Below are 14,252 nucleotides of genomic sequence, written 5' to 3' on the forward strand. Positions count from 1 at the left end.
TTTTGGAAAAAGTTGCAACTATGCAATTTTTTGAGGTATAATATATTATAAAATATTGGTTAGGAGTGTCAGATATGGAAGATAAAGAAAAATTAAGAAAACTTATAAAAGACACAAGAATACAAAAAAATATAGCTAGAGAAAAAATATCTGAACTGTTAAAATTAAAGGGAATTAATTATGCAGAATCTTCATTATCACGTTATGAAAATGGCATAACGGAAAGCATAAAAGCAGAAGTCTTAAAAGGTATTTCCGAAATACTTGGACTCGATGTTATTGAAATGTATAAGTTGGCAGGATTATTGAATGAAAACGAAGACACAAGATTTATTAAATTGAATAAAAGAGAACGTAATCAGTTTAGCGAAATTGAAAAAGGAGCAGCATATTTTTTTAATGATAACAGTATAAGCGATGAGGATAAGAAAAGATTACATGATAGTTTACAAGAACTTTTTTTCGATGCAAAAATGAAAAACAAAAGAAAATAGAGGTTTTATATGAGAAAATGTAAAAATATGAAACTTAGAGTAAAAAATTTGGTAGAGAAATATAATACTAGTAATCCATATGTATTGTGTGAAAAACTAAACATCGAAATAAGATACTTTTATTACGAAGGTATAAAAGGTTTCTTTAGACGAATATTAAAAAGAAAATACATTATTATAAATGAAAAACTGGATGAATATTCGCAGTTAGTTGTACTATGCCACGAATTAGGACATGCGATTTATCACAGTTCAAAAAACAAACTTCTTATGAAAATTAATTTTTTTAATTATAATCCAGAGTTGGAAAGCGAAGCAAATGAGTTTGCTGTAGAATTAATGAAGTATCAAGAAGAAGTTAGTTATGAAACTGCTAGGAGTTGCGATTTGGGATTGCAAGTATTGGAAGAAATGAAAAGGTATAAAAATATAGAGGGTTAATTTTGGTTTTGAAAAATAAAGAGATGGAGGAATCAAAATGAAAAAATTATTTGTAATTTTAACATTAGCATTTGTTAGTGCTAACACATTTACAGAAACATTGTACTTTAAAAACTGTAAAGAAGCAAAAGCGAAAGGGTACAAAAATATCAAGAGAGGGCAACCAGGATACAGACCTAAATTAGACAGAGATAAAGATGGAATAGCTTGTGAAAGCAAATAAATTTTTAAAAACAGGAAATGGTAAAAAAATTATTCATATATTTTTATCAATATTCGCTGGTTCAATAATTTATATATTATTTCGAGAAAAAAATTTGTTAATGTTTAAATGGTTTAAATTTTTGAAATTGAATTTTATAATAAATTTTTTGAGAGATAATTTTTATAAATACAGAATATATATTCCCAAAAGTGTCTTATTTTCTTTACCTGACGCTTTGTGGGTATATTCATTTACAATGTTTTTAAGTATTTATTTTAAAAATAGAATTATACTTTCATCAATATTTGCTGGAAGTATAATAACAGAAATATTACAACTTTGGTTTGTAACTGGAACATTTGATATATATGATGTTATATATATGTTTGCATTGTATTTAATCGCAATGTATTTTATAAAAAAATTTGAGGAGGAAGAAAAAATATGAAAAAGAAAATAGGTTTATTGATTGGATGTGCTTTGTTTGTAATTTTAGCAGTTGGAAGTGTTGGGGGTAATGATTCAAAATCAGATTCAAATTCTGGCACAAATAATGCAAGTACTGAGAAAAAGGCGGTTACGTATGAAAAAATAACGGCTAAACAATTAGTTAGTGACTTGGAAGGAAATGCTTTAAAAGCTGCTCAAGCTCATAAGGGTAAAGATTATGAAATTACAGGAGTTTTAGGTAATATTGACGCACAAGGAGACTATGTAACGATCGAACCTTCAGGTGATGACCTTACACTTACAGGAGTTCAGGCATTTGTAAAAAATGATGATCAAAAAAAAGCGATTGCTGAACTTTCTAAAGGCGATAAAATAACTGTAAAAGGTAAAGTTAAAGACGTTGGAGAAGTTATGGGATATTCAGTTGATATTGATGAAATATCTAAAGCTACAAGTAAAAAATAATAAATTTATAAAGAAGCTTAAAATGCTTCTTTTTATTTTTTTATTTTTCTTGCGTTATTGCAAGAAATGTGATAAAATAAAAAAGAGGTGATAAAAATATGAAAGTAGATAAGTATACAGAAATTAGAATGAAAATGGTAGAAAAAAAAGTTTTTTGGAAAGATATATACAGCAAACTTGGATATTCAGACTGGGGACTAAGATTGGCTATAAAAAACAATAATAAAGATATAATTAAAAAAGTTGAAGAAATAATTGCAAGTTCTTAATTTTTTTACAATTTTCATTGCAATAATGCAAGAAAAATATTGAGAGAGGAGGTGTGGAATGAAATATGGAATAGACAAATACAATTTTATATTCGTGTTATGTGCTTATCAGGCATTTAAAGTGATAAAAAAGGGAGCGAATGTTCAAAATATATTAATAGGCATTGGATATATAACAGTTGCTGCAATATATTTTAAATACGAAAGCATAATAAAAAAGGCAATATATAAAATACTACCTTTTTTAATATTTTATACTTTACTTGGACTTCTTTTTGAAAGTTTTGTTGAAACTCTTTTTGAACAAATAAAATAAAAATACTTTTGTTAAGTCAAACAATCCTTCGGATAATAAATCTGATAAGAAAAAAAGAAAGCAAGAAAATTCAAAAATAAAGTTAGGAGGCACGAGATGAACGAGAAAATAAATTCTTATGATTATAATGACAGAATTGACAAAGTAAGGAAACTTACAAAAGAATTTAGAGAAATTATAGAGAAAAAATTCCCAGAAATAACGGAAATAGATGTTGAATTAATAACCGAAACACTGGGAATTGAATTGAAACATTATTTTAGGAAATTTTAAATTACATACCAGGAACCCATTCTTTGGCTTCTTTAAGCATTTTGTAGGCTTTTTTCATAGCGGTGTTATTTTCTAGAAAGTCCATACCGTCTAAAGTCAATCTGGGATTATTGATACTGATATGTATATAACCAGTTACTGAATTTACTGTTGAAATACCTGTTATATAATTTTTTTCTTTAAGTTGCTCCAGCATTAAAATTAGTCTTCTTTCAGAAATTCCTAATTTTTCTAAGTTTAGAGTTTCTTCAAGATTAAAATTATTATTTTCATAAGCAACATCGATAGCTTTTAATATTCTAAAAATAGTTTTGTCTAAAGACATTAAACAACACCTCCTTTCTTGTGGATTTAATTTATTTGGTGATAATATTATAACTCAAAAGGGGGTAAAAATGAAATAAGGAGGTTAGAAATGCAAACAAGAGGTACAAATCCTAAGCCAACAACTTCCAAACCGTCGAATCCGAGGGTGCAACGATTATATATTGAACCAGAAAAAAATATAAAAAGAATATATGATATAAGTCTAAAAGTTTTGAAGATAATTGAAGATGAAAGAGTAACTGAAGATGAGTTTTATATAATAGAAAAAATGATAAAAAATGAGTTTAAAAGATTAAAAGAATAAAGCAAAAAAAGCACTCCGAAGAGTGCTAACAAAAATTTATAAAATACTATATCTTGTGTTAATTATAACATAAATTTAATAAAAACACAAGATGTAGGGAGAGGAAAAAGATGGAAAAACCTAATTATTATGGAATATTACCAGCGAATGTAAGATATGATAAAGAATTAAAACCAATGGAAAAAATATTATTTACTGAAATTTCATCACTTACAAGCAAAGAAGGATATTGTTACGCCAAAAATTCGTATTTTGCCGAACTATATGATGTTCATAAAAATACAGTAGGAAACTGGATAAACAATCTTGTAAAAAGAGGTTATTTAAAATCAGTAATTATTTATGAAAAAGGAACTAAAAACATACAGGAAAGAAGATTATACATTACTACCCCTACAAACAAAAAGATTGATACTCCTATCAATGAAAAAATTGATACCTATCAATCAAAAGATTTAGAGGGTATCAACGAAAAAATTGATACCCCTATCAACGAAAAGATTGAGGATAATAATACAAGTATTAATAATACAAGTTTATTATTAAATAATAATAATATACATGTGAAAAATGAATTTTCACAATCGTGTGAAAAAATAAAAAACCAATGGATAAAAATTGCTTACGAATTTGATTTATCAGGTAAACAATTAAAAATAACTGACAAGCGAAAGAGAGCTATTAACAATTTGCTAAAAGAGTATTCGCTGGAAGAAATGTTACAGGCTATGGGAAAAATCCGTACATCTAATTTCTTGCAAGGAAACAATAAAACAGGGTGGCAAATATCATTCGACTGGTTTACTAACAAATCAAATTTTTTGAAAGTGCTCGAAGGAAATTATGACGATAAAGCAGGTATTAATAATTCTGAAAAAGAAAAAAAATCTAAAAATTATCAAGAAAAAGACTTTGTTGGAGTAACTAACGAAAGCATTGCAAATTTATTAGGAGGATTGACGGGAAATGAATAATCAAGAATTTAACGAAGTATTTAAACTGCTTTTAGCAGCTTACCCAAACACAAAAGACAAGGAAAGTGTCGCAACTATTTATTTTTTGACAATTGCAAATGAGTTGACTAAAAAAGAATTTGCAGAAGCAGTTGTTAAAATCTTAAAAACCAGAAAAAGCGGATTTATACCGCAACCGGCAGAGATTTTGGAAGTTGCTAAAAAAAATACTAACATCGAACATCAAGTGATTTTAGCTAAAAAAATGTTGATTGAAGGGGTTAGAAAAGTCGGCAGTTCAGGAATGGTGGCTTTTGAGGACAAAGGTCTTCACGCTGTAATCGATTTTCTTGGGTGGCATAGAATTTGCACAATGGACAAAGTCGAATTTGATAATTTTTTAAATTTTCAGTTTGACGGAATTTACAAGGATTTTTTAGAAAATCCATACAAAACAAAAAATTATTACACAGGTACATACAAAATTATTGGGCAAACACAACCAAAGCTCGTTACTTATGCAAGTGTTGGTGTAAAAAATACTAAAAATCTTAAATTTGTTAAACTAGAATATAAGCCACAAAATGAAGTTAGAGCAGTTGATTTTAGTGAACTTAGAGAAAAAATGCTGATAGGAGGATAAATAGAAATGACAAAAGAACGATTGAAATTGATGAAGCAAATCAGTTCTGAAACGGCGAAAAAAGTCGAAGAAAAAGTTGTAAATATAACGAATTTTGAAATTGATTTTTTTGTTGAGCATTTGAGAAATGAATTAAAAAAAATGAGACATGGAGGAATAAATGCTAAAAGAAAATGTAAAAGCGAAAGTAATAGTGATAGATTTTGAAAATAAAAAAGGTTGGAAATTGTATCACAATGAGGACTTGTATGGAAACACAGAGATTGCAGATGACAGATTCTGGAACGATGTGCAGGAAGGGTATTACAAGTTCGGCAAGGGCACAACTTTAATTGCTGATATTAAATGCCCCTGGAGAATAGAAGAGCCTTTAAAAATTTTGAAAGTACATGAGGTGATTTACAGTGATTAAGCTGGAATTATCCACAATGCCGCCATCTGTAAATTCTTTATGGATAAATAAACCGAGTGGAAGATACAAGTCCAAAAGGGGCAAAATCTTTGAAAATTTAGCTTGTGGCGAACTTAAAAAGCAATTTAGGTATAAACCTTTGGCTAACAGTTTGAAAGTCCGCATAAGGCTTTATTTCAAAGATAAGAGAAAAAGGGATATAGATAACTACAATAAGGCGATTTTGGATTCAATGACTAAAATTATTTATGAAGATGATTCGCAGATTGAAGAACTAAATGTTAAAAAATTAGTTGGCTGTGGATTTAATAAAGTAGAAATTGAAGTGGAGGGAATTAAATAATGGATAAAATATTATATCTTGTATCATTTAAATATGGAGATAGATTTGGTGATACAAATTCTGGAAATTGCACGGTTTTTATTAAAAAAGGGGACTATTCGGAAAGCGAAGTTCTCGAAATGTTTATTGAAGGCATAAAAACGAATTTTGGTTTTGAAAACGAAGAAATAGTGATAACAAATATAATTAACTTGGAAAAAATAAGAAGGGAACTGGAAGAATAATGGAACAATGGAACAAATTGGTTGGATCAGTAAAAGAATTTTATATTGCATTTGGGCAGCAGGAATTTTTGGAAAAAGAAATGACTGACGAGAGAATGAAGTTAAGAGAAAAATTATTTGAAGAAGAATTAAAAGAATATGAGGTGGCAGAAAAAAATAATAACAAGGTTGAAATGCTGGATGCAGTATGCGACATGTGTTATATCTTAATAGGGACATTGTTAGAAAAATGTAAAGGCGATGTTAAGGCTGTTACAAATATGATTTATTTTGGATGTGATGATAAAAGCGAATTTATTTTTGAAAAAGTCTTTAAAAATGAATTTAATGATATTTTTGTAAGAGCATTCGAGGAAGTCCACAGAAGCAATATGTCAAAACTGGAAAATGGGAAAGCAATTTTCAGGGAAGATGGAAAAATATTGAAAGGTAAAAATTATTTTAGACCAAATCTGGAAAATTTTTTTTAATAACTTATGTATACACAAGTTAAAGTGCATAAAAAAAATTAGGAGGAATATTAATGAATGAATTAATGAACATAGAAAGCAGAAACACATTGACAAGTTTGGAAGTAGCACAAATAGTAGGAAAAGAACATAAAAATATTTTAGCTGATATTAGAGATGAAATCAGTAAATTAGGAGAGGAAAGAGGTCGGCTAATTTTTCAGCCAACCACCTATATAGATAATTTTAACAGAAGTCAACCGATGTTTCTTTTGAATTACAAAGGAGTGCTGCAACTTGGGGCAAGATATAATGCTGAAACAAGATTTAGACTTATTGAAAAGATTGAACAACTTCAAAAACCAATGACAATAGAAGATATGATCATATTGCAGGCAAATGAAATGAAGAGTGTTAAACATAGAATTGACGTTGTAGAAAACAAAGTTGACAATGAGATAAGAATAGACCATACGGAACAAAGAAAATTGCAGAAAACAATAGCAACAAGAGTTTATCAAAGACTAGATGTGATAGATGCTGACAGAAATTTAATGTTTCCAGCAATTTACAGAGATTTAAAGGACAGGTTTGGAGTTGCAAGTTATCGTGATATTAAGAGAAAAGACTTAACCGAGGCATTGGCATATGTACAGAACTGGATAGAAAAAGCGGAATTGAGGAACTGATATGGAAGAGATTGATTAAATTAATAAAAGGACAATGACAACTGAATAATAACTGTGATAAATAATTTTGAAATTTTTAGATTTTTAGGTATAATAAATATTATCAGAAACAGGAGGTAATTAATGAAATATAAGAAATTTAGAATAAGAAATTATAAGGCGATTAAAGATCTAACAATAGAATTGGATAATCAAAATTTGGTTCCAATAATAGGTTTAAATGAAACGGGAAAGAGCTCTATCTTACAAGCAATATTTGCATTTGATTGCTTTAATGACAAGCAATATAGTGGCGAGTTTATAAATTATGACTATATAAAAAATAAATTCGAAAATAAACAAAATCCTATTATCGAAGCCGAAATAGAAAATATAAATAAAAACGATTTGATAGAGAACGCAATAGGATATATAATTACGCAAAAAGAAGATTATTTTATTTCTAACAGCCGATACAAAGATAATAGTGAATTTAAAAAGCATCAATATTTAAATTTTATTCGAGATAAATTATTGAATTTTATGGAAAATGTATTTTTTAATATAAAAGAAAATAATTTAAAAATCGCAAGAGAATTTTCAATTACTCAAAATGGTATGTACAATAATAGATATTTAATTTCACAATTAAAAATCAAGGAGTTTAATGAAACAATATCAGTAAATGGTTATTCAATCGAAGAGCTCTTATTTTATATACCAAAAGAAGAAATAGAACAATTAATAGGAGAATCAATTTTAAAATATTTACCTCATATAGTATATATTGATGATTTTAAAGATGCGATTCCAAATAGAATCAAAGAAAACGATGATTGGTATTTGTACATCAAGGAAATATTTTCTAGAAATAAAATGAATGTAAATGACTTTTTGAATAGCACTTTATCAGATAAAGGGACAATGCTGGAAGATATAAAATATGAACTTAATGAAAATCTAGCCAATTTATGGGATAAAATGCACGAAAACAGAATAAAAGAAGAATTTAAAACTATAGAAATTGATTTAAAATACGGAGATAAAGAATTTCAATTTTTAATAAATGATTTGAGAGAAAAAAGAGAAAACGGAAGACCAAGAACAGTGGTATTTCCAGTAAATATGCGTTCTAAAGGATTTCAGTGGTTTTTCAATTTTTTCATTAAAATGAAATATAATTGGAAACATATAAGTGATGAAAATTATGGGAGTATAATTTTATTGGATGAGCCAGGAGTATATTTACATACAACTTTTCAGTCAGAATTAGTAAAAATATTGAAAGAATTATCGTTAGAAAACAAAATATTCTATACAACACATTTAGAAAATATGGTTAATCCAAAAGTAATAAAAATAAATCAAGTTCATATAGCAAAAAGAAAAAATGAAAAAGTGATATTAGAAAGAATCACTAAAATTGAAGACAATAAAAATTTAGGAGAAATGACACCGATAATAAATGCTTTAAAAATAGATAATTTTCCATTATTACATTTTAATGAAAAAATTATAATAACAGAAGGGATGACAGATAAAATATTTCTAGAGATGCTAAAAGAAATTGAATTGCTGGATACCAATATAAAGATTATTCCTGGTGTAGGAGTTACAAATCTTAGTATTTTAATAGGTTTATTTAGTGGAATAACAGATAATTATACTGTAATTTTTGATAATGATGATGAAGGAAGAAAATTTTTTGAAAAATATAAAAATGAATATGGTGAAAGAGAAAGCAAGAAATGGATATTGCATAAATCAAGGGATAAAGAAAAAAAAGATATTGTATTAGAGAGTTATTACAGTCCCAAAATAAAAGAAATTTTAGAAAAATATCCAAATGGAATAAAGACAGGATTAATAGAGTTTTATTACTATGCAACATCCGAAGAAAAAGAAATATTTTATAAAGAATTAAAAGATTTAAATAGAAAAGGAGAGGATATCCATATTCTTATAAATCAAATAAAATCAAAATTGAAGTAAATTGAAGTCACAGTTATTAATTTAGCTGTGATTTTTTTATGCAAACAGCAAATAAAATATAAAAATAGTAAAATTTATATAATAAGAACGATAAAAATGTATCATAAGTGTGAAAAAACACTAAAATTATATTTTAAAGTTTTAAAATGGAGGGAAAATGGAAAATAAAATAAATAAAATTACGAGAAAGAAAATAAGTTTTGTAAAAAGGAAATTAAGAGAAGGTGAACATTTATCAGAAAGTGAAATATTTTTTTGTCAGTATAATCCGAAATATTTTGAAAATATAAAATTCATAAGAAGGAAAGGATTAAAAAATGGCAGACGCTCAAATTTTAAAAGATGAGTTAGTGGTAACAATAGCTGTTGAAAAAATTTATCCTGGTCTGAAAGAACGTCTTGAAGAGCATTTAAAAAAACTCAAAATTAGAGTTATTCCGATCAAAAAACTTACAAAAGCACAAAACGGATTAATTCATGTGCTTTTAAAACAGTTTGCAGATGAGCTTGGATGGACAATGCAGGATATGAAAGAATATCAAAAAGAACAATTTGCATTAAGTAAAGATTTAGAAAAGTTTTCGACAGCAAGTTGTGATATAGAAACGGCAAGCGATTTTATAGCGTTTATAATAGAACAGGCTCTAGAAAATGAAATAAATTTATATATACTTGGAAAACACGATAAAAGATATAAACATATACTGGAAATTGACAATATAACACAAAGATATGTGATTGCCTGCTTGAGAAAAAGAGTTTGCTGTATCTGCGGAAAAGAGCATAATGAGTACAACGAAATACAGCTGGATCATTACGATACTGTAGCAAATACTGTCGGAACTTATGAAAATGATGACGGATTACACGGTAGGTTTTTACCTTTGTGCAGCTATCATCATTTTGAAAAACATTCAAAAAGTTTAAAAGAATTTGAAGAGGAGTATCATATAGAAGGCGTTTATCTGAATCCCCAATTAGTTTATGATTTATTACCAGTTTATAAAAATCATTTTAAATTATTTAGAAAAAGGCTTAAAGATGGGTATTATAGGGGGATTATTAAGGAGGTGGAATAATGGAAATAATAATAAGAATCATAAACACTTTAATCACAGCAACAGCTACTTTAATGCTGGTAAGATACATCTATGGATTAGTTATCGTATTTAAAGATAAAGTAAGAACATTTAAATTCAACATAAGCAATTTGATAGTGCTTTTAATTGCTATGATTGTAATTTTATCCGTGATTTACGGCTTGGTTTGGATTATAAAGTTTTTTGCGATTAGAGTGTGAAAAAGGTTGCAAATACATAAAAAATAAGGTATAATTAGGAGGTAAAATTGAACATAAAAAAAGAACTTACACAAGAGGATATTAATGAGCTTTTAAAGGAGAAAGAAGTTTTGTATTTATTGCAAGATTTAAAAACAGCAAAAACTTTTGAGGATAATATCAAAATTACTTTATACATAAAAAAAGGCGAAATAAGAGATAAAGAATATAAAACAAAAAAATATCATAGGGGCAAATAAACCTCAGATGAGTGAGCCACTGAATAGATAGATTAGAAATAGTCTATTTGTTTAGTGGCTCTTTTTGTTTTTAAGTATAAAAATAGCAAAATTTATATGAAAGAGATGATAAAAATGTATATTAAATGTGAAAAAATTAAAGAATTAGCAGAAAAAATAGAAAAAGAAACATTGAATGACTGCGAAGTAAAAGATGAAGGAAATGAGGATGAACGCATTGAAATATGGACAAAAACTTATGAGTGTTTTTCATATACTTCTAAAAGAGGATTAATATTTGAAATGCAAGATGGTTATTTAACTGAAGAAGAAATAGAGTATTTATTTAACGAATATAAAAAAATAAAAGAAGTAATTCAAAATTTTTTAGAACAAAAGGAAAAATAAAATGGGTATTATGATAACTATAATGGGTTTTATTATTTATATCATAGTAATGTTAATAGCATTTGAGGTTATCAATTATAATTTGAAGAAATATTTAAATGAAAGAATAAAAAGAAGTTTAGAATTATTAAATAAATTACAAGATATAAGTAAAGATATTAACAATGAAATAGATGGATTGAAGATAATGATATATGATAAGTGTCTTGATAGGTGCAAAGAGGGGATGAAGAAAAAGAGAGAAGAAGACAAAGGATTGAGAGATAAGCTAGCAGAAATAGAGAGCAAATACTCAAAATAGTGAGTATATCAAGTAAATATTAAAGTGGAAACAAAGAAAAAAATAAAATTTTGATTAAAAAGGTACTTCTGAGAGGTCGAAAAAGAGCGAACGGGTTCGAAGCCCCGAAAAAAATATGTACGACGACTTTTTTTTGTTTAATGTCGTGTCGGAAAGGGATAAATAAAAATGAAATGAAGATAGATAATGAAACGATTGTTAGTTTAAAAATATTATCAAAAATGATAGGTTTGAGTGAAAGGCAAATACAGAGACTCGTTAAAGAAGGTGTAATAAAGAAAAACGACAACGGGAAATATTTACTAGTTGAAAGTGTGCAAGGATATTTAAGTTATGTGGTAGATAAAAATGATACAAATGTGGACTTGAAAGACGAAAAAATTAAGGAAGAGATAAAGAGAATAAAAAAAGACACAGAATTAAAAGATTTAAAAATCAAGGAAACTAAAAATCAATTACATTTAGCAACTATTGTCGAAAAAGTGATGACTGATATGCTTATGAATATTAAAGGGAAGCTGCTTTCTATATCTAGTAAGGTAGCGCCGGCTGTAATTGCAGCGGATAATCTTGGGGAAATTCAAGATGTCATCCAAGATGAAATATTCGAGGTTTTGGAGGAACTTAGTGAATACGATCCAGATATGTTTAAAAATAATAAAATTTTTATAGAAAACGAGGAAGATATGGAAGTGAAAGTTGAAAGTGAAAAAAGAATTAGAGGAAGACCTAAAAAGAACAGTTAAATTATTTAAAAAAATTGCTTTGGTTTTAAAGCCACCACCAAAATTAACAATTGATACTTGGGCGGATATGTATAGAGTTTTATCAACTAAAAGCTCAGCAATTCCAGGAAAATGGAAAACTGACAGAGTGCCATTTCAAAGAGAAGTAATGAGGGCAATTTCTGATAAAAATACAGAAAAAGTTGTGATGATGTATGGGGCTCAGTTATCAAAAACAGAAATTCTTATGAATACAGTTGGATATTTTATGGACTACGAACCTTCTCCAATTATGTTTTTAATGCCCACGAAAGATATGGCAGCTGATTTTTCAACAACAAGGCTTAATGACATGATTCAATCGACACCACAACTTAGGAGCAAAGTTATCGAAAGTACTGATGCCAGGGATACAAAAAGGCAAAAAGAATTTTCAGGCGGATACATTGTTTTAACCGGGAGTAATTCAGCTTCAGAATTAGCAAGTAGACCAATTAGAGTTTTATTGGCAGATGAAATTGACCGTTTCCCTCGAAGTGCTAAAAAAGATGGAGACCCATTGAATTTGGCGATTGAAAGGGTAAAAACTTGGCCAAACAGTAAAATAGTTTTAACAAGCACACCAACTATCAAAGGTGGGAGCAGGATAGAACTTGAATACGAGAATAGCTCAAAAGACGAGTATTATATTCCTTGTCCAAAATGTGGAGAGATGCAAACTTTGAAATGGGGAAATATCGTTTTTGAAGATGTGTCACATAAATGTGAGAAATGTATGGAAACTTCAACAGAGTACGAGTGGAAACGAAACCTTATTAAAGGTGAATGGAGAAGTACCAATCCTGATGTAGACCCACATATTTCAAGAGGATTTCATGTATCAGAGTTATATAGTCCGTTTACCAAATGGGCTAGCATGATTCGTAAATTTAGAGCAGCAAAAGGCGATGAACAGCTTATGAAAGTATTCGTAAATACAGCTCTTGGGGAATGTTGGGAAGAAAAAGTTGAAAGATTTGATTTTGAAAAAATACAAGCGAGAGCTGAGAATTATGGAGAATATATAAACGAAGAAGATGGTACGATAAATGATATTGAAATACCTGATAAAGTTACTGTATTAACTGCTGGAGTGGATGTTCAAGACAATAGGCTTGAAGTCGAAATTGTTGGATGGGGACCAGGAGAAGAAAGCTGGGGGATTTATTATAGAGTTATTATGGGAAATCCTGCATTGCCGTATGTATGGAATACATTGGATGAATTTCTTATGAGAGATTTTGAATATCAGAATGGAGAGAAAATAAGAGTTGCTTGTACTTGTATTGATACAGGTGGACATCATACTGACGATGTTTACAGGTATGTAAAAGCAAGAGAACAGTTGAATATTTTTGGAATAAAAGGAAGTGGAGAAGCTGGAAGACCTCTTATTTCACGACCTAGTAAAAATAATAAAGGAGGAATCTCTTTATTTGTGTTGGGAGTTAATACTGGAAAGGATACTATAATGAGCAATCTTAAAGTAACAGAACCAGGAGCTAAATATATGCACTATCCAAATGACCCTAAACGTGGATATGATGAAGTTTATTTCAAGGGACTTACTTCTGAAATAAAGGTTGTTACATTTAGCAAAGGGCAAGCTAAAATCGAGTGGAAAACAATCGGAGATAAAAGAAATGAGCCTTTGGACATTCGGAATTATGCGCAGGCGGCATTAAGAATAGCGAATCCTAACTTAAATATACGGTATTCAACGGATGTGCTTAATAATTTTAGGACACAACAAAGAAATAATGGTAGGCGAATAATTCGTAGCGGAATATAGGGAGGTAAAAATGTATAGTGTAGAAACTTGCAAAGAAATGATAAATTCATATATTGAGGCTGAAAAGTCTGTATTGTTGGGACAGAGCTATAAAATTGGAAGCAGAGAACTGACTAGGGCAGACTTAACCGAAATTATAAAAGCTAGACAATTATGGGAGCATAATTTAACGCTTGCACAAAACAGTGGACGGCGTACACAGTCTGTACAGGTTATAATAAGAGATTTGTAATAGTTAGGA

At 28.6% G+C, this 14,252-nt stretch carries 28 protein-coding genes; 27 read left to right on the forward strand and 1 reads right to left on the reverse strand.

Annotation, left to right across the window (positions count from 1 at the left end):
• Positions 1-74: 74 nt before the first annotated feature.
• The 8 genes from AXF11_RS02390 to AXF11_RS10545 all read left to right on the forward strand — a co-directional run bounded on the left by AXF11_RS02390 (position 75) and on the right by AXF11_RS10545 (position 2,913).
• Complete coding sequence (locus AXF11_RS02390) at positions 75-494, forward strand: transcriptional regulator (RefSeq protein WP_068154598.1); 420 nt, start codon at positions 75-77, stop codon at positions 492-494.
• A 9-nt stretch (positions 495-503) separates the two neighbouring features.
• Positions 504-935, forward strand: a complete 432-nt coding sequence (locus AXF11_RS02395; RefSeq protein WP_068154600.1) for an ImmA/IrrE family metallo-endopeptidase — start codon at positions 504-506, stop codon at positions 933-935.
• Positions 936-972: 37 nt separating this feature from the next.
• On the forward strand, positions 973-1,158 hold the full coding sequence (locus AXF11_RS02400; protein ID WP_082729362.1) for an excalibur calcium-binding domain-containing protein: 186 nt from the start codon (positions 973-975) through the stop codon (positions 1,156-1,158).
• Positions 1,145-1,588, forward strand: coding sequence for a hypothetical protein (locus AXF11_RS02405; RefSeq protein ID WP_068154601.1), 444 nt, complete (start codon positions 1,145-1,147; stop codon positions 1,586-1,588). The genes AXF11_RS02400 and AXF11_RS02405 overlap by 14 nt, the downstream gene beginning before the upstream one ends.
• Complete coding sequence (locus AXF11_RS02410) at positions 1,585-2,055, forward strand: OB-fold protein (protein ID WP_082729363.1); 471 nt, start codon at positions 1,585-1,587, stop codon at positions 2,053-2,055. Before AXF11_RS02405 ends, AXF11_RS02410 begins: the two co-directional genes overlap by 4 nt.
• A gap of 98 nt (positions 2,056-2,153) precedes the next feature.
• Complete coding sequence (locus AXF11_RS10540) at positions 2,154-2,324, forward strand: hypothetical protein (protein ID WP_156440366.1); 171 nt, start codon at positions 2,154-2,156, stop codon at positions 2,322-2,324.
• A gap of 58 nt (positions 2,325-2,382) precedes the next feature.
• Complete coding sequence (locus AXF11_RS02415) at positions 2,383-2,640, forward strand: hypothetical protein (protein ID WP_068154604.1); 258 nt, start codon at positions 2,383-2,385, stop codon at positions 2,638-2,640.
• A 96-nt stretch (positions 2,641-2,736) separates the two neighbouring features.
• Positions 2,737-2,913, forward strand: a complete 177-nt coding sequence (locus AXF11_RS10545) for a hypothetical protein (RefSeq protein ID WP_156440367.1) — start codon at positions 2,737-2,739, stop codon at positions 2,911-2,913.
• Position 2,914: 1 nt separating this feature from the next.
• Here AXF11_RS10545 and AXF11_RS02420 read toward each other — a convergent pair whose 3' ends face one another.
• Positions 2,915-3,238, reverse strand: a complete 324-nt coding sequence (locus AXF11_RS02420) for a YjcQ family protein (protein ID WP_068154607.1) — start codon at positions 3,236-3,238, stop codon at positions 2,915-2,917.
• Positions 3,239-3,328: 90 nt separating this feature from the next.
• On the opposite strand from AXF11_RS02420, the gene AXF11_RS02425 reads away from it, so the two are divergent.
• The 19 genes from AXF11_RS02425 to AXF11_RS02515 all read left to right on the forward strand — a co-directional run bounded on the left by AXF11_RS02425 (position 3,329) and on the right by AXF11_RS02515 (position 14,243).
• Positions 3,329-3,544: a hypothetical protein gene (locus tag AXF11_RS02425; protein ID WP_068154609.1), complete on the forward strand. Its 216-nt coding sequence runs from the start codon at positions 3,329-3,331 to the stop codon at positions 3,542-3,544.
• Between the two features lie 110 nt (positions 3,545-3,654).
• Complete coding sequence (locus AXF11_RS02430; RefSeq protein WP_068154611.1) at positions 3,655-4,518, forward strand: helix-turn-helix domain-containing protein; 864 nt, start codon at positions 3,655-3,657, stop codon at positions 4,516-4,518.
• The gene (locus tag AXF11_RS02435; RefSeq protein WP_068154612.1) at positions 4,511-5,140 is read left to right on the forward strand and encodes a hypothetical protein; all 630 of its coding nucleotides are present in this window, start codon (positions 4,511-4,513) and stop codon (positions 5,138-5,140) included. Before AXF11_RS02430 ends, AXF11_RS02435 begins: the two co-directional genes overlap by 8 nt.
• 6 nt (positions 5,141-5,146) lie before the next feature.
• The gene (locus AXF11_RS02440) at positions 5,147-5,347 is read left to right on the forward strand and encodes a hypothetical protein (protein ID WP_068154613.1); all 201 of its coding nucleotides are present in this window, start codon (positions 5,147-5,149) and stop codon (positions 5,345-5,347) included.
• Positions 5,301-5,552, forward strand: coding sequence for a hypothetical protein (locus AXF11_RS02445; RefSeq protein WP_068154615.1), 252 nt, complete (start codon positions 5,301-5,303; stop codon positions 5,550-5,552). Before AXF11_RS02440 ends, AXF11_RS02445 begins: the two co-directional genes overlap by 47 nt.
• Positions 5,545-5,895 carry a RusA family crossover junction endodeoxyribonuclease gene (locus AXF11_RS02450; RefSeq protein WP_068154617.1) on the forward strand — a complete coding sequence of 117 codons (351 nt, stop codon included), beginning with the start codon at positions 5,545-5,547 and terminating at the stop codon, positions 5,893-5,895. The genes AXF11_RS02445 and AXF11_RS02450 overlap by 8 nt, the downstream gene beginning before the upstream one ends.
• The gene (locus AXF11_RS02455; RefSeq protein ID WP_068154619.1) at positions 5,895-6,119 is read left to right on the forward strand and encodes a hypothetical protein; all 225 of its coding nucleotides are present in this window, start codon (positions 5,895-5,897) and stop codon (positions 6,117-6,119) included. The genes AXF11_RS02450 and AXF11_RS02455 overlap by 1 nt, the downstream gene beginning before the upstream one ends.
• Positions 6,119-6,589: a hypothetical protein gene (locus AXF11_RS02460; protein WP_068154622.1), complete on the forward strand. Its 471-nt coding sequence runs from the start codon at positions 6,119-6,121 to the stop codon at positions 6,587-6,589. The genes AXF11_RS02455 and AXF11_RS02460 overlap by 1 nt, the downstream gene beginning before the upstream one ends.
• A 53-nt stretch (positions 6,590-6,642) precedes the next feature.
• Positions 6,643-7,257, forward strand: coding sequence for a Rha family transcriptional regulator (locus tag AXF11_RS02465; protein ID WP_068154623.1), 615 nt, complete (start codon positions 6,643-6,645; stop codon positions 7,255-7,257).
• Between the two features lie 123 nt (positions 7,258-7,380).
• Positions 7,381-9,228: an AAA family ATPase gene (locus AXF11_RS02470; RefSeq protein WP_068154626.1), complete on the forward strand. Its 1,848-nt coding sequence runs from the start codon at positions 7,381-7,383 to the stop codon at positions 9,226-9,228.
• 157 nt (positions 9,229-9,385) lie between these two features.
• Positions 9,386-9,574, forward strand: coding sequence for a hypothetical protein (locus tag AXF11_RS02475; RefSeq protein WP_068154628.1), 189 nt, complete (start codon positions 9,386-9,388; stop codon positions 9,572-9,574).
• On the forward strand, positions 9,546-10,307 hold the full coding sequence (locus tag AXF11_RS02480) for a putative HNHc nuclease (RefSeq protein ID WP_068154629.1): 762 nt from the start codon (positions 9,546-9,548) through the stop codon (positions 10,305-10,307). The genes AXF11_RS02475 and AXF11_RS02480 overlap by 29 nt, the downstream gene beginning before the upstream one ends.
• Entirely contained in the window at positions 10,307-10,528 is a 222-nt protein-coding gene (locus tag AXF11_RS02485; RefSeq protein ID WP_068154632.1) for a hypothetical protein, read from the forward strand. The genes AXF11_RS02480 and AXF11_RS02485 overlap by 1 nt, the downstream gene beginning before the upstream one ends.
• A gap of 47 nt (positions 10,529-10,575) precedes the next feature.
• Positions 10,576-10,767, forward strand: a complete 192-nt coding sequence (locus AXF11_RS02490) for a hypothetical protein (protein ID WP_068154633.1) — start codon at positions 10,576-10,578, stop codon at positions 10,765-10,767.
• Between the two features lie 114 nt (positions 10,768-10,881).
• Positions 10,882-11,154, forward strand: coding sequence for a hypothetical protein (locus AXF11_RS02495; RefSeq protein WP_068154634.1), 273 nt, complete (start codon positions 10,882-10,884; stop codon positions 11,152-11,154).
• Between the two features lies 1 nt (position 11,155).
• Positions 11,156-11,455, forward strand: a complete 300-nt coding sequence (locus tag AXF11_RS02500; protein ID WP_068154636.1) for a hypothetical protein — start codon at positions 11,156-11,158, stop codon at positions 11,453-11,455.
• A 173-nt stretch (positions 11,456-11,628) separates the two neighbouring features.
• Entirely contained in the window at positions 11,629-12,201 is a 573-nt protein-coding gene (locus tag AXF11_RS02505) for a MerR family transcriptional regulator (RefSeq protein WP_068158158.1), read from the forward strand.
• Positions 12,161-14,011: a phage terminase large subunit family protein gene (locus AXF11_RS02510; RefSeq protein ID WP_231724736.1), complete on the forward strand. Its 1,851-nt coding sequence runs from the start codon at positions 12,161-12,163 to the stop codon at positions 14,009-14,011. Before AXF11_RS02505 ends, AXF11_RS02510 begins: the two co-directional genes overlap by 41 nt.
• A 10-nt stretch (positions 14,012-14,021) precedes the next feature.
• Positions 14,022-14,243 (forward strand): DUF6148 family protein, encoded by a 222-nt coding sequence (locus AXF11_RS02515; protein ID WP_231724737.1) that lies wholly within the window; start codon positions 14,022-14,024, stop codon positions 14,241-14,243.
• Positions 14,244-14,252 lie beyond the last annotated feature (9 nt).

It is taken from the genome of Leptotrichia sp. oral taxon 847 (genome assembly GCF_001553645.1).
Lineage (GTDB): Bacteria > Fusobacteriota > Fusobacteriia > Fusobacteriales > Leptotrichiaceae > Leptotrichia.